Annotated in this window: 20 protein-coding genes; 6 read left to right on the top strand and 14 right to left on the bottom strand. The window is 61.0% G+C overall.

Annotated elements, in window-relative coordinates:
- The first annotated feature begins 81 nt into the window (after positions 1 to 81).
- Entirely contained in the window at positions 82 to 4,023 is a 3,942-nt protein-coding gene (locus LSG25_RS12270; RefSeq protein WP_232741213.1) for an FAD/FMN-binding oxidoreductase, read from the top strand.
- 457 nt (positions 4,024 to 4,480) lie between these two features.
- Here the strand turns inward: LSG25_RS12270 and LSG25_RS12265 are convergent, their stop codons facing one another.
- The 6 genes from LSG25_RS12265 to phoB all read right to left on the bottom strand — a co-directional run bounded on the left by LSG25_RS12265 (position 4,481) and on the right by phoB (position 9,610).
- A complete protein-coding gene (locus LSG25_RS12265; protein ID WP_232741212.1) occupies positions 4,481 to 5,242 on the bottom strand; it encodes a LamB/YcsF family protein in 762 nt (253 codons plus the stop codon).
- Complete coding sequence (locus LSG25_RS12260) at positions 5,223 to 6,245, bottom strand: biotin-dependent carboxyltransferase family protein (RefSeq protein WP_232741211.1); 1,023 nt, start codon at positions 6,243 to 6,245, stop codon at positions 5,223 to 5,225. Before LSG25_RS12260 ends, LSG25_RS12265 begins: the two co-directional genes overlap by 20 nt.
- Positions 6,242 to 6,973, bottom strand: coding sequence for a 5-oxoprolinase subunit PxpB (pxpB, locus tag LSG25_RS12255; RefSeq protein WP_232741210.1), 732 nt, complete (start codon positions 6,971 to 6,973; stop codon positions 6,242 to 6,244). The genes LSG25_RS12260 and pxpB overlap by 4 nt, the downstream gene beginning before the upstream one ends.
- 13 nt (positions 6,974 to 6,986) lie before the next feature.
- On the bottom strand, positions 6,987 to 7,418 hold the full coding sequence (locus LSG25_RS12250; protein WP_232741209.1) for a VOC family protein: 432 nt from the start codon (positions 7,416 to 7,418) through the stop codon (positions 6,987 to 6,989).
- A gap of 131 nt (positions 7,419 to 7,549) precedes the next feature.
- The gene (gene phoR, locus LSG25_RS12245; RefSeq protein ID WP_232741208.1) at positions 7,550 to 8,860 is read right to left on the bottom strand and encodes a phosphate regulon sensor histidine kinase PhoR; all 1,311 of its coding nucleotides are present in this window, start codon (positions 8,858 to 8,860) and stop codon (positions 7,550 to 7,552) included.
- Between the two features lie 48 nt (positions 8,861 to 8,908).
- Entirely contained in the window at positions 8,909 to 9,610 is a 702-nt protein-coding gene (gene phoB / locus LSG25_RS12240; protein WP_232741207.1) for a phosphate regulon transcriptional regulator PhoB, read from the bottom strand.
- A 109-nt stretch (positions 9,611 to 9,719) separates the two neighbouring features.
- Between phoB and ubiE the strand changes: the two genes are divergently transcribed.
- Positions 9,720 to 10,496 carry a bifunctional demethylmenaquinone methyltransferase/2-methoxy-6-polyprenyl-1,4-benzoquinol methylase UbiE gene (gene ubiE / locus LSG25_RS12235; RefSeq protein WP_232741206.1) on the top strand — a complete coding sequence of 259 codons (777 nt, stop codon included), beginning with the start codon at positions 9,720 to 9,722 and terminating at the stop codon, positions 10,494 to 10,496.
- Between the two features lie 4 nt (positions 10,497 to 10,500).
- Here the strand turns inward: ubiE and LSG25_RS12230 are convergent, their stop codons facing one another.
- Positions 10,501 to 11,292, bottom strand: coding sequence for a DUF2182 domain-containing protein (locus LSG25_RS12230; RefSeq protein ID WP_232741205.1), 792 nt, complete (start codon positions 11,290 to 11,292; stop codon positions 10,501 to 10,503).
- A 53-nt stretch (positions 11,293 to 11,345) separates the two neighbouring features.
- The gene (locus LSG25_RS12225; protein WP_232744672.1) at positions 11,346 to 11,696 is read right to left on the bottom strand and encodes a DUF899 family protein; all 351 of its coding nucleotides are present in this window, start codon (positions 11,694 to 11,696) and stop codon (positions 11,346 to 11,348) included.
- Positions 11,697 to 11,824: 128 nt separating this feature from the next.
- Between LSG25_RS12225 and LSG25_RS12220 the strand changes: the two genes are divergently transcribed.
- Together LSG25_RS12220 and LSG25_RS12215 are read left to right on the top strand one after the other, a co-directional pair.
- The gene (locus LSG25_RS12220; protein WP_232741204.1) at positions 11,825 to 13,045 is read left to right on the top strand and encodes a helix-turn-helix domain-containing protein; all 1,221 of its coding nucleotides are present in this window, start codon (positions 11,825 to 11,827) and stop codon (positions 13,043 to 13,045) included.
- 9 nt (positions 13,046 to 13,054) lie between these two features.
- Positions 13,055 to 13,696, top strand: coding sequence for a glutamine cyclotransferase (locus LSG25_RS12215; protein ID WP_232741203.1), 642 nt, complete (start codon positions 13,055 to 13,057; stop codon positions 13,694 to 13,696).
- Here LSG25_RS12215 and LSG25_RS12210 read toward each other — a convergent pair.
- The 3 genes from LSG25_RS12210 to LSG25_RS12200 all read right to left on the bottom strand — a co-directional run bounded on the left by LSG25_RS12210 (position 13,693) and on the right by LSG25_RS12200 (position 16,196).
- Positions 13,693 to 14,487, bottom strand: a complete 795-nt coding sequence (locus LSG25_RS12210; RefSeq protein ID WP_232741202.1) for an exodeoxyribonuclease III — start codon at positions 14,485 to 14,487, stop codon at positions 13,693 to 13,695. The genes LSG25_RS12215 and LSG25_RS12210 overlap by 4 nt on opposite strands.
- A 64-nt stretch (positions 14,488 to 14,551) precedes the next feature.
- Positions 14,552 to 15,235: an orotate phosphoribosyltransferase gene (gene pyrE / locus LSG25_RS12205; protein WP_232744671.1), complete on the bottom strand. Its 684-nt coding sequence runs from the start codon at positions 15,233 to 15,235 to the stop codon at positions 14,552 to 14,554.
- A gap of 49 nt (positions 15,236 to 15,284) precedes the next feature.
- Positions 15,285 to 16,196 carry a LysR family transcriptional regulator gene (locus LSG25_RS12200; protein ID WP_232741201.1) on the bottom strand — a complete coding sequence of 304 codons (912 nt, stop codon included), beginning with the start codon at positions 16,194 to 16,196 and terminating at the stop codon, positions 15,285 to 15,287.
- Between the two features lie 174 nt (positions 16,197 to 16,370).
- Between LSG25_RS12200 and LSG25_RS12195 the strand changes: the two genes are divergently transcribed.
- Positions 16,371 to 16,775, top strand: a complete 405-nt coding sequence (locus LSG25_RS12195) for a DoxX family protein (RefSeq protein ID WP_232741200.1) — start codon at positions 16,371 to 16,373, stop codon at positions 16,773 to 16,775.
- A 30-nt stretch (positions 16,776 to 16,805) separates the two neighbouring features.
- On the top strand, positions 16,806 to 17,597 hold the full coding sequence (locus tag LSG25_RS12190; RefSeq protein ID WP_232744670.1) for a class III extradiol ring-cleavage dioxygenase: 792 nt from the start codon (positions 16,806 to 16,808) through the stop codon (positions 17,595 to 17,597).
- Positions 17,598 to 17,672: 75 nt separating this feature from the next.
- Here the strand turns inward: LSG25_RS12190 and gatB are convergent, their stop codons facing one another.
- The 3 genes from gatB to gatC are packed head-to-tail and all read right to left on the bottom strand — an operon-like array spanning position 17,673 to position 20,968.
- Complete coding sequence (gene gatB / locus LSG25_RS12185; RefSeq protein WP_232741199.1) at positions 17,673 to 19,127, bottom strand: Asp-tRNA(Asn)/Glu-tRNA(Gln) amidotransferase subunit GatB; 1,455 nt, start codon at positions 19,125 to 19,127, stop codon at positions 17,673 to 17,675.
- The gene (gene gatA, locus LSG25_RS12180; protein ID WP_232741198.1) at positions 19,127 to 20,656 is read right to left on the bottom strand and encodes an Asp-tRNA(Asn)/Glu-tRNA(Gln) amidotransferase subunit GatA; all 1,530 of its coding nucleotides are present in this window, start codon (positions 20,654 to 20,656) and stop codon (positions 19,127 to 19,129) included. Before gatA ends, gatB begins: the two co-directional genes overlap by 1 nt.
- A 3-nt stretch (positions 20,657 to 20,659) precedes the next feature.
- Positions 20,660 to 20,968: an Asp-tRNA(Asn)/Glu-tRNA(Gln) amidotransferase subunit GatC gene (gene gatC / locus LSG25_RS12175; RefSeq protein ID WP_232741197.1), complete on the bottom strand. Its 309-nt coding sequence runs from the start codon at positions 20,966 to 20,968 to the stop codon at positions 20,660 to 20,662.
- Between the last annotated feature and the right edge of the window lie 210 nt (positions 20,969 to 21,178).

The following is a 21,178-nucleotide window of genomic DNA, read 5'->3' as shown; positions in this document are numbered from 1 at the left end:
GTCCCCTGTCGGGAAATACCGCTGTGTTAAGGTGTTAACCCTTACACTGTCTCTTTAATGGCTTTTCACTTTTTCAACGCCATGAACGCGCCCCTTGCCAGTCATTTGCTTTGCACTACGGCCCCTCTGGCCGATACGCCTCGCCTGCGTGAAATTCCCTACAACTACACGTCTTTTTCCGACCGCGAAATCGTTTCCCGGCTGCTCGGCGAAGATGCCTGGCAGTGGCTCTCGGATTTGCGCGACGAGCGCCGTACAGGCCGTTCGGCGCGCATGCTGTTTGAAGTGCTTGGCGACATATGGGTGGTTCGGCGCAACCCCTATCTGCAGGACGATCTGCTCGACAATCCCAAGCGGCGCCGGCTGCTGATCGAGGCCCTGAACCACAGGTTGACCGAAATCGATCATCGCCGCGATGCCGGCGATACAAGCCGCGACGACAAAGTGGCGCGCCTGCTGCATGCGGCGCGCAGGGCCGTGACGGCGTTCGAGAGCGAGTTCGTACAGACACATGATTTGCGCAAGCAAGTGTTGCGCCGACTGGCGCGCGCCACGGCCAAGGACAACATCAAATTCGACGCCTTGTCGCGCGTTTCGCACGTTACCGATGCGACCGACTGGCGTGTCGAATACCCGTTCGTGGTGCTGACCCCCGATTCCGAAGCCGAAATGGCAGCCCTGGTGCGCGGTTGCATCGAACTGGACATGACCATGATTCCCCGCGGGGGCGGCACCGGCTATACCGGAGGAGCCATCCCCCTGTCATGGCGCTCGGTGGTCATTAATACCGAGAAACTCGACACGCTGGGTGCGGTCGAGGCAAGCTCCCTGCCGGGGCTGGCCGAGCCGGTCACCACGGTTCTGTCCGGCGCCGGTGTGGTTACCAAGCGGGTTGCCGAAGCGGCCGAAGCCGCCGGTTTCGTCTTTGCGGTCGATCCTACATCGGCCGATGCCTCGTGCGTGGGTGGCAATGTCGCCATGAACGCGGGCGGCAAAAAGGCTGTGCTGTGGGGCACTGCGCTCGATAACCTGGCCTGGTGGCGCATGGTCGACCCGGAAGGCAATTGGCTCGAAGTGACGCGGCTGGAGCACAACCTGGGCAAGATCCACGACGTTGCGCAGGCTCGATTCGAGTTGCAGTGGTTCGACGGCAACTCGGCTCCCGGCGCCCGCCTGCTGCGCAGCGAAATACTGACCATCGACGGTTCGCGTTTCCGCAAAGCGGGCCTGGGCAAAGATGTGACCGACAAATTCCTGGCGGGCTTGCCGGGTGTGCAAAAAGAGGGCTGCGATGGCCTGATTACCTCCGCGCGCTGGATCCTGCATCGTATGCCTAGCCATACTCGCACGGTTTGCCTGGAGTTTTTCGGGCAGGCCCGGGATGCCATTCCATCCATTCTCGAAGTCAAGGGCTATCTCGATGGCGAAGGCCGCGAACGCGGCGCCATCCTGGCCGGGCTGGAACATCTGGACGAGCGCTATTTGCGCGCCGTGGGCTATGCCACCAAAAGCAAACGCGGCGGCTTTCCGAAAATGGTCCTGTTCGGCGATATCGTCGGCGACGATCCCGATGCGGTAGCCGTGGCGGCCAGCGAGGTGGTGCGCATTGCCAACACGCGTCACGGCGAGGGCTTTGTAGCGGTCAGTGCCGAAGCGCGCAAGAAATTCTGGCTCGACCGTGCGCGTACGGCCGCCATCGCGCGCCATACCAATGCCTTCAAGATCAACGAAGATGTGGTGATTCCCCTGAATCGCATGGGTGAGTACACCGATGCGATCGAGCGCATCAATATCGAGCTGTCCACGCGCAACAAGCTGCGCCTGCTCGATCAGCTTGAGTCCTTCCTGAATGGCGATTTGCCCATAGGTAAAAGCGAAGATCTTGAAGATGCCGAGCATACGCGCGATGAAATACTGGCGGCCCGTACGCACGATGCCATCCAGACCCTGCACGCGGTTCGCGAGCGCTGGTCATGGTTGCTGAAAAATCTCGACATGCCGCTTGCGCAAGCGCTTCCGGCACTGGAAAGTCAGGGCTTGGGCCACCTTGCCGCGGCCCTGGGCGAGCGGCTGGCCGCGCAACCCGAGGCGAGGCTATTCGATGTGGTGCAGGACCGCAGCATACGCATCTCCTGGAAAGTCGAAGTGCGCGCTCTTATGGAACGCTATTTCGCCGGAACCGACTTCGCCGCAGTGCTGGCCGAACTGCAGGCTATCCATGACCGGGTTCTCAAGGGCCGGGTGTTCGTAGCGCTGCACATGCATGCCGGCGACGGCAATGTGCACACCAATATTCCGGTCAATTCCGATAATTACGATATGCTGCGCGAGGCCAACGAAACAGTGGCCCGCATCATGCAGATCGCGCGTGATCTCGATGGCGTGATTTCCGGCGAGCATGGCATAGGCCTGACCAAGTACGAATTCCTGACGCAAGAAGAGCTTCAACCGTTCCAGGACTACAAGCGCCGCATCGATCCCAGTGGGCGTTTCAATGCCGGCAAGCTCATGCCGGGCGCCGATTTGCGGCATGCCTGGACCCCCAGCTTCAATTTGCTGGGCTATGAATCCTTGATCATGCAGCAAAGCGAGATTGGCGCCATTTCTCATGCCATCAAGGATTGCCTGCGTTGCGGCAAATGCAAGCCGGTCTGTGCGACCCATGTGCCGCGTGCCAATCTGCTCTATTCGCCGCGCAACAAGATTCTGGCCACTTCGCTGCTGATCGAAGCGTTTTTGTACGAAGAGCAGACCCGGCGCGGCGTTAGCCTGAAGCACTGGGAAGAATTCGAAGACGTTGCCGATCATTGCACGGTGTGTCACAAATGCTATAACCCCTGTCCGGTCGATATCGATTTCGGCAATGTGTCCATGGACATGCGCGCCTTGCTGCGCCGCATGGGCAAGAAGTCCTTCAACCCAGGAACTACGGCCGCGATGTTCTTTTTGAACGCCAAGGATCCGCGGGTTATCAAGGCAACGCGCAAGGCCATGATCGATGTGGGCTACAAGGTGCAGCGCCTGGCCCACGACTTTTTCTCGATGCCGTCCCGCAAGCAGACGGCGCATCCGCCGGCAACTCTGGGCAAGGCGCCGATACGCGAGCAGGTGGTGCATTTCGTCAACAAAAAAATGCCGGGCGGTTTACCTAAGCAGACGGCGCGCAAGCTGCTCGATATCGAAGATGCGGATTACGTGCCCATCATCCGCAACCCGGCGTCCACATCGCCGGAAAGCGAAGCTGTGTTTTATTTTCCTGGTTGCGGTTCGGAGCGTCTGTTTTCGCAAGTGGGGCTGGCTACGCAGGCCATGCTGTGGCATGTGGGTGTGCAAACTGTCCTGCCGCCCGGCTATCTGTGCTGTGGTTATCCGCAGCGCGGCAACGGCATGTACGACAAGGCCGAAAAAATCATTACCGATAATCGCGTGCTGTTCCATCGCATGGCGACCACGCTGAATTATCTGGATATCAAGACGGTGGTGGTCAGTTGCGGTACTTGCTACGATCAGTTGGCCGGCTATGAATTTGAAAAGATCTTTCCCGGTTGCCGGTTGATCGATATTCACGAATATCTGCTTGAAAAAGGGATGCAGATTCAGGGCGTCAAGGGTGTGCGCTATATGTACCACGATCCGTGCCATACTCCGCTGAAGCTGCAGGATCCCATGAAAACGGTTAAATCGCTGGTGGGCGACAGCACCATCAAGGCCGATGGTTGCTGCGGCGAATCGGGCACTTTGGCGGTGTCGCGCCCCGACATTTCCACGCAGGTGCGGTTCCGCAAGGAAGAGGCGCTTGCCAAGAATACGGCTGCGATACGGGCCGACGGTTTCGAGGGCGAGGTCAAGATACTGACTTCCTGTCCGTCATGCCTGCAGGGCTTGTCCCGTTTTGAAGGGGATACGGGCATGGAGGCGGATTACATCGTGATTGAAATGGCGCGGCATATTCTGGGCGAGGGCTGGATGGAGTCGTATGTGAAAGAGGCCAATGCCGGCGGGATAGAGAGGGTGTTGGTGTAGGGGAGTGATAACGCCCCGCTCGGGGCTGTTTTGCCTTTTTATGGCGGCCATATTCGTTCTTAAGGCGCGGGGGTGGCGGCCCAGGCAGGGTGGAGCTCGCATCGTCCGGCCCTGGCGTTGCCAGGACTGCCCGCGGCCGGCGCCTGGATCGGGCGGTCGCGGAACTCGCGTCGTCCACAGCCCCCCGGGCTGTGGACACCCTTGACGCTCAAATAGCCGCTCCCTTGCATCCCGATCCAGGCGCCGGCCGCGGCGGACTCAAGCTCGCCCACCCCGCCTGGGCCGCCACCCCCGCTCGCATCTGAGTTTTTGGGCGGTCGCAGGCCTATGTTTTTTGCGGGATCATGGGCCAACGCGGCTATGAGGGGATCGTACGGGCACTTTGTGCGGATGCGCGTGAATCTGTGGGTACTTTGTTAAATGGGGCGGCCATTGCGACCGCACGTCGTCGGCCCGTTCAAACAGTAACGATGCGGATACCCTTGGCTTCGAGCGCTGTGCGGATTTTTTTGGCAAACACGGCGGCTCCGGGCTGGTCGCCGTGCAGGCATAGGGTATCGGCCTGCACATCGATTTCGATGCCCTGCTGGGTAGCCAGGCGTCGGCGCTGCACCATGGAAAGCACTTGCTGCAGCGATGCGTCGGCGTCTTCGATCATGGATCCCGGTTGCGAACGCGGTGTCAGGCTGCCGTCGGACTGGTAGGTGCGATCGCCGAAGACCTCGTGCGCGGCGCGCAGCCCCAGTGCCTGCGCCGCCTTGACGAGCTCGCTGCCGGCCAGTCCGTACAGGACCAGGGCGGGGTCCACGTCTTTTACCGCGCGGCAGATTGCGTCGGACAGGGCCGGGTCTTTGGCCGCCATATTGTAGAGCGCGCCGTGTGGCTTGACGTGGTGCAGTTTGGCTCCCTGGCTGGCGGCCACGGCGGCGAGCGCGCCGATCTGCACGACTACGCAGTCGTAGGCTTCTTGCGGGCTGAGGCGGATTTCGCGGCGGCCGAAGCCAAGCAGGTCGGGCAGGCTTGGGTGGGCTCCCAGCGCTACGCCATGTTCGAGGGCGGCGGCTACGGTCTTGCGCATGGTGGTCGGATCGCCGCCGTGGAAGCCGCAGGCAATATTGGCGGAGCTGACAAACGGCAATACGGCCAGGTCGTCGCCCATTTTCCAGGCGCCGTAGCTTTCGCCCATATCGCAGTTCAGATCAAGTTCGAGACTGCTCATTGAGTTCTTCCCGAAATGGTTTAAACAGTTCGCGCAAGGGGGCCAAGGTTTGGTGGAGTCGGCCAAAGGCTTCTTCGCGCTGGCTGTCGAGTTGTTGCGCCGCGTCCAGGTCGATTTCGACGAAGTGCAGGATTTCGCCCGGCATGCACTGGGCAAGTACCGGTAAATCGACCGTGGCGACATGGGCAATTTTAGGATAGCCGCCTGTGGTCTGCCGGTCGGCCATGAGGATGATGGGATTGCCATCGGCAGGCACCTGCACGCTGCCAAAGCTGATGGCCTCGGAGGGGAGTTGCTGTGGTGTGTTCAGCTTCAGCCTGGCACCTTCGAGGCGGTAGCCCATGCGTTCCGAGTGTGGGCTGATGCGAAATCCGGTATTGAAGAAATCGTTCATGGATTGCGGGCTGAACAGGCTGCTGTGCTCTCCGGACAGCGCACGTATGGCCGTTCGTGGCATCAATCCCAGGATTGCCGGCAAATACACTTTGGTATTCCAGAGGCTTTTGGCCAGCGTATCGAGGCTGTCGGCGGCGATGTGGCGGCGCAGGGCCAGCGTATCGCCTTTTTTCAGGGCCCGCCCTTGGTAGCCGCCGAATTGGCCACGCAAGTTCGTGCTGCGGCTGCCCAGGACATTCGACAGGGCGATTCCGCCGTGAATGGCCAGGTAGGCGCGGGCTCCGTTGTTGCGCTTGCCGAATTCCAGCACGTCGTCGGGCCGGATGATGATGGGGCGGTTATTGGGTATGGCTTTTTGGTTCAGGCTTGGGCTCAGGTCGGCACCGCTGATGGCTATGCAGCACGCCGAATTGAAGCGCAGTTTCGGCCCGGTAAGCGTGATTTCCAGCGTGGCTTCGCTATCGGGATTGCCCGCCAGAAGGTTGGCAAGCCGGTGGGCGCGGCTGTCCATGGCCCCGCCCACCGGGACTCCAAGGTGTTGTGAGCCGGTACGGCCCAGGTCCTGGAAACTTGAAAGCATGCCGGGCGCGATGACGGAGATGCTCATGCCTGGCTCTCTTGCAATGCCTTGAACTCGGCCTCCGAGACAGGTACGAAGCGAACGGTATCGCCGGGCGCCAGGAGCGAGGGAGATTCGTGTTGCGGGTTGAACAGGACGACGGGGGTGGTTCCTATCAGGTGCCAGCCGCCGGGGTACTGGTTGGGGTAAATGATGGTTTGCCGATTGGCCATGGCCACCGAGCCCGCGGGTACGGCTGTTCTGGGTGTGTTGCGACGCCCAATGGCGAGCCTGGCATCGTGTATGCCCAAGTAAGGGGCGCCCGGCGCGAAGCCCAGCATGAATACGTAGGCGGGCGTCTCGCTGTGCAAGCGTATGACCTCGGCCTCGCTCAGCCCGCAGTGGGTCGCGACATCGGCCAGATCGGGCCCGTATTGGCCGCCATAACAGACCGGGATGTCGATTTGCCGGGCTGTGTATGCCTGGGGACCGCCGGCCAGCGCCTTGCCGAGCAATTTTTCGATTTCGATCGCCAGGTGCCGGAATTTAGTGTTGGCCTCGAAAGCCAGTGGATGATAATGCACGGCCACGGTATTGAAGGTAGGGACAATATCGCCGATTCCCTTGATGCCGGCCGCGCGCAGGGCGGCAGCGGCCGCAATGCAGCGCTGGCCCGTCTCTACGTCGATCTGGGTGCCGAAAATCAGCAGCAGGGTTCTATCCCCCTGAGGGACAATTTTCCATGCGGGAGACGTGTTTTCAGCGGATGGAGGCATGCGCGATAGAACGTTATTTGGCAAACAGCGAGTCTATGTTCCGGAAGGCCTTGAATTCCAGGGCATTGCCCGATGGGTCCATAAAGAACATGGTGGCTTGTTCGCCGGCTTCACCTTTGAATCGTACATAAGGCTCGATTACAAAGCGGGTTTTTGCGGCCTGCAGCTTCGCGGCCAGGGCTTCCCAGGCACTCATTTCGAGTACGGCGCCAAAGTGGCGCACCGGTACGTTGTGGTCATCGACCTTGCTGGTTTGGCTGCTGCCGCATTCTTCGGGCGACAGGTGTGCGACGATTTGATGTCCATAAAAGTCGAAGTCAACCCATTGGTCCGACGAGCGGCCCTCGGGGCAGCCCAGCAGATTGCCGTAAAAGGCGCGGGCTTCGGACAGATCGCGTACCGGGAAAGCAAGGTGAAAAGGAGGGATGGCGGCTTGGTGGGGCATCAGAGACTCCGAGTCTGGCAAGAAGTTGAGTGACTTATCTGCCATGATAGCGCTGTTGCGGCAGTTTTGCCCTCTCGGCTTGCGAGTCTGCCGTTGGCCAATTTGAATACACGGGCTAGGCAAACCGCACACTAGGCGGTGGCGGTCGTGGCGATGGTGGTCACGCGCGAACGGGGAAACTGCAGCGAGAACAGGCTGCCGGCTCCAAATCGGCTGTGAATCGTTAACTCGGCATTGTGGCGCATGGCTACGTGCTTGGTAATGGCAAGCCCCAGGCCCGTGCCGCCGGTGGCCCGGGAGCGGCCGCGGTCGACGCGATAAAACCGTTCGGTGAGCCGTGGAATGTCCTGCGACGCTATGCCTATGCCGGTATCCTGCACTGAATAGCAGGCAAACCCCTCTTCAGTGATGTACCAGCTCACGGTAATGGTGCCGTCTTTCGGGGTATAGCGAACGGCGTTGGTGAGCAGATTGGACACCGCCGAGGCCAGTTCGGTTTCGATGCCGACGATACCCAGATCGTCGGCGATGTTTTCGACGAAGACGTGCTGGTCGTTCGAGATGATCTTGGCTTGCTGCAGCGCCGTTCGGATGAGCGCGCTGACCTGCACCGGCTCGCCGCCGGCCGTGGGTGAGGATTCGAGCGTGGACAAGGTGAGCAGGTCGTTGACGATAGCCTGCATGCGTTGCGCCTGTTCCAGCATGAGCGTCTGGTAGTGGGCTCGTTGTTCGCCGCTGAGCGACTCGGCCGGCATGTCGCGCAGCGTTTCCAGAAAGCCGGCCAGCACGGTCAACGGAGTGCGCAGCTCGTGAGACACGTTGGCCACGAAATCCTTGCGGGTGGTTTCCAGTTTTTCAACCTGGGTGACATCACGGGTGACGATGAGAAATTGCTTGACGCCGTAGGGCGTCAGTTGCACCAGCAGTGATTTGTCGCGGCCGTCTTTGCTCAGATGCAGCAAGACCGGTGTCGGCCAGTTGGCTTGTCTGCAATAGCGCGCAAACTCGGGTGTGCGCAGGATGTTCAGGATGCTGAAGTTGCGATCGGTTTTCAGATTCAGCCCGATATGTTCGCTGGCGGTCTGGTTGCACCAGGTAACGAGCAGTTCTTCGTTGAGTGTGATGGCGCCGTCGGGCAATGCCTCGGCGGCCAGCATAATGCCAGCGACGTGGCGATTGAGCAGGTCGATTTCATTGGAATCCTTGCGCAACTGCCGGTAAATCGGTGCGAGGATATCATCCCAGGGCCCGACGGACGGAGGCGGCGGGGAGTTGATGTCTTTGACCCACCTGGATATGCGCGCGATTTGCAGGCCGCCCACCAGGGTCATGATGAGCAGGCCGAAGGCAAAGACTGCCCAGCCGATACTGGCGTTGATCCATGTGCCGCAAGCCCAGCCCAGGACTCCCCACAGGCAGATCGAGATTAACGTTTTAATCATGCTGATATTGTCGCATTGATGTGTGCGGGGATTTGTTGCGGTCCGGCCTCAGGCGGGATTGACCATGTGCACGGTAAAGCGGTAGCCCGCGCCCCGCACGGTTTCAATATGGTTTTCGTGCCGGCTGGGTTCAAGCGCCTTGCGCAGTCGGCGGATATGGACATCGACCGTGCGTTCTTCGACAAACACATGATCGCCCCATACCTGATCCAGCAGTTGGGCGCGCGAAAATACCCGCTCGGTGTGCGTCATGAAAAAATGCAGCAGGCGGAACTCGGTCGGCCCGATGGTCAGGGATGTGTTGTGGCCCGTAACCCGGTGAGTGACCGGATCGAGCGTAAGAGTGCCGATCTTGATGATGTCGTCGGTCAGCTGCGGCGCGCGCCGGCGCAGCAGCGCCTTGATGCGCGCCAGCAGTTCTTTGGGAGAAAACGGCTTGGTAATGTAGTCGTCGGCCCCGGCTTCCAGGCCTTCGATCTTGTCGTTCTCGGCGCCTTTTGCGGTCAGCATGATGACGGGCACCTGCCGGGTACGCTCGTCGGAGCGCAGTTTTTTCGCCAGCGTGATGCCCGAGGCGCCGGGCAGCATCCAGTCGAGCAGAATCAGGTCGGGCAATTCGGCCCGGATCAGCGTTTGCGCCTGTTCCGCATCGAATGCGCGCAGGACTTTGTGGCCGGCAAAGCTCAAATTGACGGAAATCAGCTCCTGGATGGCCGGTTCGTCTTCAACAACAAGTATGGTTGTGCTCATAACGCGCAATAGTATATTAAGTAATCGGGTGGCTTAAGAGAGATAATATGGCGTTAATGTTTCAGGTTTGTGAAAATCGCCTCGTTGTGAATGAGGTACGATAATCAATATGCAGAATTCAACCCCCAAGCAGCCCGGACCGTCTCCCGAAACGACGACTCATTTCGGCTATAAAACCGTCCAAGAGGCTGAAAAAGCCGCCAAAGTCGCCGAAGTGTTTCATTCGGTGGCCAGTCGCTATGATGTCATGAATGATCTCATGTCGGCAGGCCTGCACCGTGTCTGGAAGGCATTCACCATCGGCCGCGCCGATATCCGTCCGGGCATGAAGGTGCTCGATATTGCCGGAGGCACGGGCGATCTGGCCAAGGCCTTCGCCAAACGGGCAGGCGCTTCGGGCGAGGTCTGGCTGACCGATATCAACGATTCCATGCTGCGAGTGGGGCGCGACCGGCTTACCGACAAAGGCCTGCTGGTGCCTACCGCGGTTTGCGATGCCGAAAAACTGCCTTTTCCGGACGGGTATTTCGATAGGGTAAGCGTGGCTTTCGGCCTGCGCAATATGACACACAAAGATCGCGCCCTGGCCGAAATGCGGCGGGTATTGAAACCGGGAGGAAAACTGCTGGTGCTCGAGTTTTCCCATATAGCCAAGCCCCTGGCTCCGGTTTACGACTGGTATTCGTTCAATATTTTGCCCTGGCTGGGTAAAAAAGTGGCCGGCGACGAAGCAAGTTACCGATATCTGGCCGAATCGATCCGCATGCACCCCGATCAGCAGACTTTGGCGGGCATGCTCGAAACGGCCGGTTTATCGCGCGTACGCTTTTTCAATCTGAGCGCTGGGCTGGTGGCCCTGCACGAAGGCGTGAATCTGGGCGCCTAGCCCGTCATCCGAGTCCAGCCGAGCGCACGATCAGGAACAGGCCGGCTACGACGGCGACAGCTCCGATGGCTCGCGCGACGCGCTCGCCGGCCGGTGCGAGACGTTCGGCGGTAATGGCCGCCGTTACGACAGCCATTGCGCGCAGGTCCATGACTCCAATGACGAGGAGGATTGCTGTCAGGCCGGCACAGCATCCGCTGCAGCGGAGGCCGAGACGCAGGCCATGGCGCCAGGCCGCGACGGCGTTCGCCGGCAAGGCACGGCCGCACCCGGGCAGTTCCCGGCAGCAGGCGAGCTGACGTATCTTCCATGCGCTGAACTGGAGCGCGCCGGCGGTCAAGACGACCACGCCGACCGCGATCGGAACGGCGCGCGCCAGCGCCGGCATTTGCATTTCGATCATTGTCAGCGCTGTGCCCAGCGGAAAGACGGCCATTCCGAACGCGGCCCACACGCAGAAGTACCCCATGCCCATCAGTGCGGCCAGCCGGCCCGGCCGTGTCCCGCCTGTCGCGGCTATGGCTTGGCGATAGCGCCACAGCATAGGGGCCAGGGATGGCAGCATCATTGCCACCATCATCAGGGCCCACATGCCGAGGAACGATGCCGCGGCGCCGGGCCACGTTTGTCCAGGCATCCGCATCCAAGCCATGGACATCGTCCAGCCGCCGGGCATGGGCATCTCGCCCATTGTCGACATGGCCGTGCACCAGGAGATCGTCACCGCCGCGCTGGCGGCGAAAAGCAGGGCGGAGGCGCTGAAGAAGGCATGCCGGGCAGCTCGCCCGGAAACCATGTATCGCGAGATCCCCTGTCTATCGCTTGCGCAATGGGTACCCATGATTGGGCTCAACGATTGTTGTATTCGTCGTGGCGGCGCCACCAGACGCCTGTCTCGTTGCGCCCTTTTGGGGTGCGGTCGAGCCACTGGTACATGCCCCAAAGGCCGTCCAGTCCGCGCGCATAGGTGGAATAGGTGTGGTAGACGAGGAGTTGCGAGCGACCCTTGAAGAGGTCTGTGAGCGTGGCGCTTCCTTCATCAGTATCGAATCGGTACGCCTTGTCGATCCGGACCCAGGGCAGAGCCTGGCGTTGCTTCGCAAGTTCGTCGCTGTGCCGCGTCAGCGCTTTCTCCGCATCGAGCAGTTCGAGCCGCGCCGTCATCCACTCTTCGGGTGTTCCGATCATGTGTTCTGTCATCATTTTGTGCTCCTTCAGGTGTTTCCCGTCGTTCGTTCCGTTCTGGATACGACGTGATGGTGGGTCCTTGTGTGATAGATTAATATCGGTCATCGAATGGCGGGAGTGACAAGTGTGGCGGGATTCAGATGGACTTGCTGATTGCGGCGGCGGCCCGTGCGCTCGCGGCGGGTGATCCCCTCGGCGCATTGAACCAAGTCGCCTTGCGCGACGACGCATCTGCGCTGGCGCTTCGGGGCGTCGCGATGGCGCAGCTGGGCGATTTCGTTCGAGCGAAGGCTCTATTGCGCAGTGCGGCGCGAGCCTTCGGCCCGAAAGAAGCCGTGGCCCGCGCAAGGTGTGTCCTTGCCGAGGCCGAGGTCGCACTCGCCTCGCGCGATCTCGGCGGGCCTGAGAAGGCGCTCGATGCGGCGCGAGCGACGCTCGAAGAGCACGGCGACCGCGTGAACGCCGCTCATGCGCGGTATCTGAAGGCGCGGCGCCTTCTCCTGATCGGGCGCCTCGACGAGGCCGAGCGTGCGCTTGCCGAGCTCGACCCCGCGGCCTTTCCGCCCGCGGCCAGAGCCGCCCACGAACTGGTCGTTGCGGGGATCGCGATGCGGCGTCTCCAGACGAAGGCGGCGCGCGCTGCATTGGCCCGGGCCGGGCGCGCCGCGCACCTCGCCGGTATCCCTGCGCTGGCGGCGGAGGTCGAAAGCGCGTCTCTTGCTCTGAATATGCCCGCTGCGCGCCTGATTGCGCATGGCGAGCAACGACCCCTCCTGCTCGAGGAGGTTGAAGCCTTGCTGGCGTCGGAAGCGCTGGTCGTGGACGCGTGCCGTCATGTCGTGCGCGACGCCCGCACGGAGATCTCGCTTGCAAGGCGCCCGGTGTTGTTCACGCTCGCGCGCGCATTGGCTGAAGCATGGCCCGCGGATGTATCGAGGGACGCGCTTGTTGCGCAGGCGTTCCGGGCGAAGCTCGCCGATGAGTCCTATCGCGCGCGCTTGCGTGTCGAAATCGGGCGGCTTCGCACGGCGCTTCGGGCACTGGCCGGTGTGAGTGCGACCAAACGAGGGTTTGCACTGATGCCGCGTCGTGCCGCCGAGGTCGTCGTGCTGGCGCGGCCGGTCGAAGAAAAGCATGGGGCGGTGCTTGCCTTCCTCGCCGACGGCGAGTCGTGGTCGAGCTCGGCCCTGGCGCTTGCGCTGGGAGCCAGCCAGCGCACTGTGCAGCGGGCGCTCGACGCGCTTGCGGCCTCGGGCAAGGTGCAATCGTTTGGCCGTGGGCGGACTCGTTGCTGGATGGCCCCGCCCGTGCCGGGATTCACGACAACTTTGTTACTCCCCGTTCCCCTCCCTATTGATTAGGATGCAAGCATGAATCGATCAGCAGCCAAAATCACGCGTGAATATGGGCCCTTTCCGGATGTCGGCAATGTGGGAGGGGTCGCGTATGACGGCCGGCAAGTCTGGTTTGCAGCCGGAGACAAGTTGTGCGCCTTCGATCCAGCCGGCGGGACGACACAGCGTTCGATTGATGTCGCCGCGCAGGCGGGAACGGCCTTCGACGGCCAGCACCTGTTTCAGATCGTCAAGGATCACATCCAGAAGATCGACCCGGCGACCGGCCATGTGCTCGCCACGATCCCGGCCCCCGGTGGCGGCAGCGACTCGGGGCTGGCATGGGCCGAAGGCACGCTCTGGGTGGGGCAGTATCAAGACCGGAAGATCCATCAAATCGACCCCCGGACCGGGGAGATTCTTCGTACTATCGAGTCCAATCGCCATGTCACGGGAGTCACCTGGGTCGATGGTGATCTCTGGCACGGCACGTGGGAAGATGACGCCAGCGAGTTGAGGCGGATCGACCCTGGAACCGGAGACGTCCTGGAGAGGCTCGAGATGCCGCCTGGGGTGGGCGTGTCGGGGCTTGAGTCCGACGGCGGCGATCAGTTCTTTTGCGGCGGCGGAAACAGCGGGAAGGTGAGGGTCGTCCAGCGGCCCCGTCGAGATTCCTAGGTGCCCCAGTCGTAATCGATCGTCAGCGGCGCGTGGTCGCTGAAGCGTTCATCCTTGTAGATCGCCGCGCTGACTGCCTTGGCGGCAATGCCGGGCGTGGCGATGTGGTAATCGATGCGCCACCCAACGTTCTTGGCCCAGGCCTGGCCGCGATTGCTCCACCAGGTGTAAGCCTCGCCGGTGGTGTCCGGATGCAATTGGCGGTATACGTCGACCCAGCCCATTTCGCTCAGGACCTTGCTGAGCCAGGCCCGTTCCTCGGGCAGGAAACCGCTGTTCTTCAGATTGCCTTTCCAGTTTTTCAGGTCGATTTCATGGTGGGCAATATTCCAGTCGCCGCAGATCACGAATTCGCGCCCGGTTTTTTTGTACTCTTTCATCATGGTGTCGAGCCAGGGCGCAAAATGATCGAGGAAACGATATTTGGCCTGTTGCCGTTCGTCGCCGCTCGAGCCTGAGGGCAGGTAGGCGCTGACGACACTGAGGTTTTTCCAGTCGGCGCGGATAATGCGGCCTTCGTTGTCGAATTCGTCGCAGCCCATGCCTGTGGTAACGGCCTGCGCGGGTTTGGCCATATACAGGCCTACGCCGCTGTAGCCCTTTTTTTCGGCATGATAGAAATGCCCGCTGAAGCCCGGCGGGTGCAGCAGATCGTCGCTGAGATCGTCCGCGTGGATCTTGATTTCCTGCAGGCACACCACATCGGCCTGCTGGCTGGCCAGCCAGGGTTGCAATCCTTTGCGAAAGGCGGATCGGATGCCGTTGACGTTGAGTGAAGTGATGCGTAGCAAAGCAGTGTCCTTGATTGGCTGTTGAGCTGCGGAGGTCCGGCCGGCGCGCGGGCTGCGCTCGGCCTCAGTTGTCTTGTACTCCGTACCTGGCGCGATACGCGGCCACCGCTGGGCGGTGTTCGGCAAGTTGCGAGTCGTGATCCAGCACTCCCATTATGTCGCCCAGGGACGCGATGCTGACAACGGGCATGTTGTAGATTTTACTGACGTCCTGTACGGCCGAGTGCGGCGACAGGGCGTCGTCGGCCCCGGCCCGTTCCATGCGGTCCAGGGCGATCAGGACGGCGGCGGGCTGGGCGCCGGCCTGGCGGATGATTTCGACCGATTCGCGTACCGAGGTGCCTGCGGTAATGACGTCATCGATAATGACCACTCGGCCCTGCAAGGGGGCGCCGACGAGCGTGCCGCCTTCGCCGTGGTCTTTGGCTTCCTTGCGATTGAAGGCGAAGGGCACATCGCGGCCGGCCATCGCGGGGTGGGCGGCCAATGCGATGGCGGTAGCTGTGGACAAGGGGATGCCCTTGTAGGCCGGGCCGAACAGCATATCGAATTGCAGGCCGGAGTCGATCAGCGCCTGGGCATAGAACCGGGCGAGGCGGCCCACCGACAAACCGGAGTTGAACAGGCCCGCATTGAAAAAATAGGGGCTCAGGCGCCCCGATTTGACCTTGAATTGCCCAAAGCGCAACACACCTTGTTCCAGGGAAAAACGTACAAAATCTTTGCGGTTCTGAGTAGGGTCGGCCATGGCGGGAAAGTCGGGAATTAAAAGCGCCATTATCGATGATTCTGGCTTTTTATGGTGGCAGAGGGGTAGAGGCCAGGACTTGCTGGCACAGGGGTTCGGTCAGGAAATCGATGAAGGTGCGTACTTTCGGGGTCAGGTATTTGCGGCTGACGTAGGTGGCATAGAGCTCTTGCGGCGCCTGATGGTACTGCGGCAACACCCGTGTCAGCGTGCCGCGCTGCAGGTCTTCCTCGATCAGCCAGGATGGCAGGAAGCCGATGCCTGCGCCCGCGCACACGGCATGACAGGAAAATGTGGTGTCGTCGGACTTCATCAGGGGGGTGAGGCGAATCAGCGCCTTGCCCTTGGGGCCGTCGAACTCGAAGCCTTCGGTATTGAGGTAATTGGGCAGTATTCCGCCGTAATGGCTCAGATCCGATATGGTTTTGGGGATTCCGTGGGCCGCCAGGTAGGCAGGCGCGGCCACCAGATAAAAGGGCACTTCGCAGATGCGCCGAACGATCAGGTGAGGGGACGGGTCGCGTGTGACGCGCAGCGCCAGGTCGTAGCCCTCGGCTGCCATATCGACCTTGCGGTTGGAAAAATGCAGATCCGGTACGACTTCGGGGTAACGTCGCTTGTATTCGGCCATGATCCGTACCACGCGCGGGTTGGCGAACCAGACGGGGGCGGTGATCTTGAGAATGCCCTGCGGCACTTCCACACTGCTTCCGATGGCGGTTTCGGCAAGCAGGAGTGTGTCCAGGGCGGCCCGGCATTGCTCATAATAGAGTGCGCCAGCCTCGGTCAGGCTGACGCGCCGGCTGGTGCGGTTGAGCAGCCTTACACCCAGCTCTTTTTCCAGATGGGCCATGTGTTTGCTGATCATGGGCGCCGATAGAGACAGGCGCCGCGCCGCCGCGACAAAACTGCCGCCGGCGGCAATTTCACAGAAAACCTTGAGGCTTAGCAATGTATCCATTGTTTCCTGTCAGGAAATGAATTGTTAATTATATAGACGTATATTTCTTAATAGGATTTTTGTAAACTTTGCCCGTGTTGCAGGAATTCGTGATTCCATGCCGGTTTCCCGGCGGCGAGTCGCGCTACGTTGCTGAACATACACAATTTATTTTCTTTTTTATACGGGATCATTATGTCAAACGCCAATTGTCAAATCTGGGCTTCACGTGCGCAGGCCTTGCTCCGCATTGTTGCCGGATATCTGTTCCTCTCTCATGGCAGCGCCAAACTGCTTCATATACCGCATGTGGCCATGTTCGATAATCTTCAGCTGTTTTCGCTGCCGGGCCTGGCCGGCGTCCTGGAACTGGTCATGGGCACTCTCATTCTGGTCGGCCTGTTTACGCGGTTCGCGGCGTTCATTGTTTCGGGCGAGATGGCGGTTGCCTATTTCATGGCGCATGCCAGCCAGGGACATGTTCTGGCCCCGTCCTTGAACGGAGGCGATGCGGCGGTTTTATTCTGCTTTGTATTCCTGTTCCTGGTTGCCGCCGGCGCTGGCGCCTGGAGCCTGGACGGTCTGCGCAACAAGGCTTAACGAAGAATTTTCAGGAGCGTCATCGTGAAGATGCCCAGCTATTTTATTTCCCATGGCGGCGGCCCCTGGCCGTACATGCCCGAGGCGCAGGAAAGCAATGCCTTGCTGGCGGCTTCGCTGCGCAATATCCCACAGCAATTGCCCCGGCGTCCGGTAGCCATACTGGCCGTATCGGCGCATTGGGAAACGCAGGCCGGGTTCAAGGTGATGGCGCATCCCCAGCCTCCCATGCTCTACGATTATTACGGCTTTCCGGCGCACACCTATCAGGTCAAGTATCCCGCGCCGGGCATGCCCGGCCTGGCGGGACGCGTGCACGATTTGCTGCAGGCGGCGCGTTTGCCGGTGCAGATCGATCACGAGCGAGGCTTCGATCACGGTACGTTCGCCCCCCTGGCCGTGATGTATCCCGATGCGGACGTGCCGGTTGTGCAGTTGTCGATCGAGGCTCATTACGATCCGTCGGTCCATATTGCGCTGGGCCGGGCTCTGGCCCCGTTGCGCGATGAAGATATCCTGATCCTGGGCAGCGGGTTGAGCTATCACAATCTGCGCAATATGGGGGCGGGGGGCACGCTGCCCTCGGCGCAGTTCGATGCATGGCTGCAACAGGTAGTGGTGCAGGGACCCATCGACCAGCGGATAGCGCAGCTTGAAAAATGGGCTGCGGCTCCTTCCGCGCGCCAGGCCCATCCGCGCGAAGACCACCTGATTCCCCTCATGGTGGCGGTGGGGGCGGCCGAAAACGAAGCGGCAACCTGCATTTATCACGAAACTCACGCCTTTGGCGGAATTACCGCGTCGAGTTTCCGCTTCGGTTGACGCAAGCCGGCCCTGTGCCCGCCCATTGCTGCCGACCCGTTGGCCACGGACACCCGCAAGAGGCGCCGCCGTGGTTCAGCCCAGCTTTTGTTTCAGCAAATCGTTGACCTGCTGCGGGTTGGCCTTGCCCTTGGCGGCTTTCATTACCTGGCCGACCAAAGAGTTGAAGGCTTTTTGCTTGCCGGCCCGGAACTCTTCGACAATGGCCGGGTGAGCGGCCAGCACTTCGTCGACGAGGGCGCCTATGGCGCCGGTGTCGCTGATTTGCCGCAAGCCGCGCGCCTCGATAATGGCGTCGGGATCGCCTTTCTGTTCGCCCGACCACATGGCGGCAAAGACATCGCGCGCTATTTTGTTCGAGATGGTGCCGTCGATGATGCGCGCAATCAGCGCGGCCAGCGCCGCCGGTGCGACCGGGCTGTCGGCCAGCGCGATTTCGTCGCGATTGAGCGCGGCCGAGAGTTCTCCCATGACCCAGTTGGCGGCCAGCTTGGCTTGGCCTTGCGGCAACAGGGAAGCGACGGTCTCGAAGTAGCTGGCGCTATCGCGATCTATGGTCAGCTGTGCCGCGTCGTAGCCGGTCAGTTCGAATTCCCGTTCGAAACGGGCCCGTTTATGGGCCGGCAGCTCTGGCATCGAGGCTTTGACCTGTTCGATCCAGCTATCGGCGATGACCAGCGGCGGTAAGTCGGGATCCGGGAAATAACGGTAATCATGCGCATCTTCCTTGCTGCGCATGGTGCGTGTTTCGTCGGCGTCGGAGTCGTACAGGCGTGTTTCCTGCCGTACCGTGCCGCCGTCTTCGATCAGTTCGATCTGGCGCCGTACTTCGTACTGGATGGCGCGTTCCATGAAACGGAAGGAGTTGAGGTTCTTGATTTCGCAGCGGGTGCCGAATTCGGCCTGCCCCTTGGGGCGCACCGACACGTTGGCGTCGACGCGAAACGAGCCTTCTTGCATATTGCCGTCGCAAATACCCAGCCAGACGACCAGGCCATGCAGCGTGCGCGCGTAGGCAACCGCCTCGGCGGCCGAGCGCATTTCCGGTTCTGAAACGATTTCCAGCAAGGGTGTGCCGGCGCGGTTCAGGTCGATGCCGGTGGACGATTCGCCATGCGGACCGGTGAAGTTTTCATGTAGCGACTTGCCCGCGTCTTCTTCGAGGTGGGCGCGGGTAAGATTAACGGTCTTTTCCTGATCGTCGACAAAAAAGCTGAGCTTGCCGCCCAGGACTACCGGGATTTCATACTGGCTGATCTGATAGTTTTTGGGCAGGTCGGGGTAGAAATAGTTTTTGCGGGCAAAGATGGAACGAGGTGCGATTTGGGCGTCCACGGCCAGGCCGAACTGGATGGCGCGCTCAACCGCACCCACGTTCATGACGGGCAGGCTGCCCGGCAATGCCATGTCGACTTCGTTGGCTTGCGTGTTTGGCGCCGACCCGAATCGTGTGCTGCTGTTCGAAAAGATTTTCGATTCGGTGGAGAGCTGGGTGTGTGTTTCCAGCCCGATCACGATTTCCCATTCCATTATTGCTGTTCCGGTTTGCGTTGATGCCAGTCGGTAGTCTGCTGGAAACGATCTGCTATGGCCAGCAGCCGTCCTTCACTGAAGTAGTTGCCGATGATTTGCAGCCCGATGGGCAGCGAGTTGGGCGCTCCGCCGAATCCGCAGGGGATCGACATGGCCGGCAGACCGGCCAGGCTTACGCCCAGCGTATAAACATCGGCTAGCCAGTCGGCGGTCGGGTCGTCGCGATTGACTCCGATGGGCTTGGCCACGGAGGGGGTGACGGGACCCATGATGACATCGCAATGCTGGGCAAAGGCTTGCTGGAAGTCGTTGGCGATCATGCGGCGCACGCGCTGGGCCTGCAAGTAGTAGGCATCGTAATAGCCGTGGGAAAGGACATAGGTGCCGACCATGATGCGACGCAGCACTTCGGCACCGAAGCCTTCGGCACGCGAGCGGCTGGTCATATCGGCCAGATCGCGGTACTGCGCCGCGCGGTGGCCGTAGCGTACCCCGTCGTAGCGCGACAGATTGCTCGAAGCCTCGGCCGGGGCAATCACATAATAGGCAGGAATCGAAAGCTCGGTACGCGGCAGCGAGATGCTGACGCGCCGGGCGCCCAGCGACTCGAAGGTTTGCAGGGCGGCTTCGATGGCCTGGGCGACATCGGCGGCCAGCCCACCGTTGAAAAACTCGGTGGGTACGCCGATGCGCAAGCCGCCCAGGGGAAGTTTGCCTGATTGTTGTTGCGTTGCAGCATCGAAATCGTTGCGTACTCGCCCCGGCGCGTTGGCGGCGCCGTCGCAGGTTTCGAGGCTGGTGGAGTCCCGCGGGTCGAAGCCGCTCATGACGTCGAGCAGCTCGAGCAGGTCTTTGGCATGCCGTGCGATCGGACCCGCCTGGTCGAGGCTGGAGCCGAATGCCACCATGCCGAAACGCGAGACCGTGCCGTAAGTAGGCTTGATGCCGCTTACTCCGCACAGGGCGGCGGGTTGGCGCACCGAGCCGCCGGTGTCGGTGCCCGTGGCGGCGGCGACCAGTCCGGCCGCGACGGCGGCGGCCGAGCCGCCGGAAGATCCACCCGGTACGAAAGCCCGGTTCCAGGGGTTTTTGACCGGGCCGAATGCCGAATTTTCATTGCCGGAACCCATGGCGAATTCGTCGCAATTGAGCTTGCCGATCGATACCGCGCCAGCCTCGAGCAGGCGGCTGACAACGGTGGCATCGAAAGGGCTGGTGTAGTCGGCCAGCATTTTGCTGGCCGCCGTGGTGCGCCAGCCGCGGGTGACAAAGACATCTTTGTGTGCAATGGGTATGCCGGTAAGGGCCTGGCCCTGCCCTTTGGCCAGCAAGGCGTCGGCGGCGCGCGCCTGGGCCCGGGTAAGCTCGGGGTCGATATGCAGGAACGCGTTCAGGCTGGAACTGGCCTCGGCCGCCGCCAGGGCGCTGTCGGCGAGCTCCAGGGCGCTGAGTTGACGGGCCTGCAAGGCCGTACGCAAAGCTTCTATGCTGGAAAATTCAGTGTGTAGCGATGAAATAGTGGACATGAGTTATTCGATTACCGTGGGCACCAGAAACAGGCCGTCTGCTTCGGCGGGGGAGTTGGCCATCAGGGCCTTGCGCTGTTCCTGCGAGTGTGTCGCCGCAGCGCTGTCGGGCCGCAGGCGCAGAGTGATGTCCTGATGCGCCGACAGAGGATGAGCCATGGGTTCGATGCCGCTGGTGTCGACCGCCTGCAACTGCTCGATTAAGCCTAAAATACCGTTCAATTCAGCCTGCGCGCGGCGGCTGGCCTCGGCAGAAAGTTCGATGCGCGCAAGCCGCGCAATGCGTGCAACATCTTGATCAGTGATAGCCATGTGTGTCCTGGACCGTAAAAAACGGCTTGTCCGGCATCGGTTCGAGGCTGGGCAATACCTGAATGTGGGTGGCGAGCCAACGCGTTACAAAAATTAACAGCGCTTCGATAGACTCTTAACAAAGGTAAATTATAAGTTATCATTGTCGGTTTAATCGCTAACCAATTCCCGCCTTACTTTCCTTGCGGCAAAGTGACGTGAAAACCGGCT

Origin of the sequence: Paralcaligenes sp. KSB-10, assembly GCF_021266465.1 — a bacterium.
GTDB lineage: Bacteria > Pseudomonadota > Gammaproteobacteria > Burkholderiales > Burkholderiaceae_B.
This window is presented reverse-complemented; position numbering and strand designations above follow the sequence as displayed.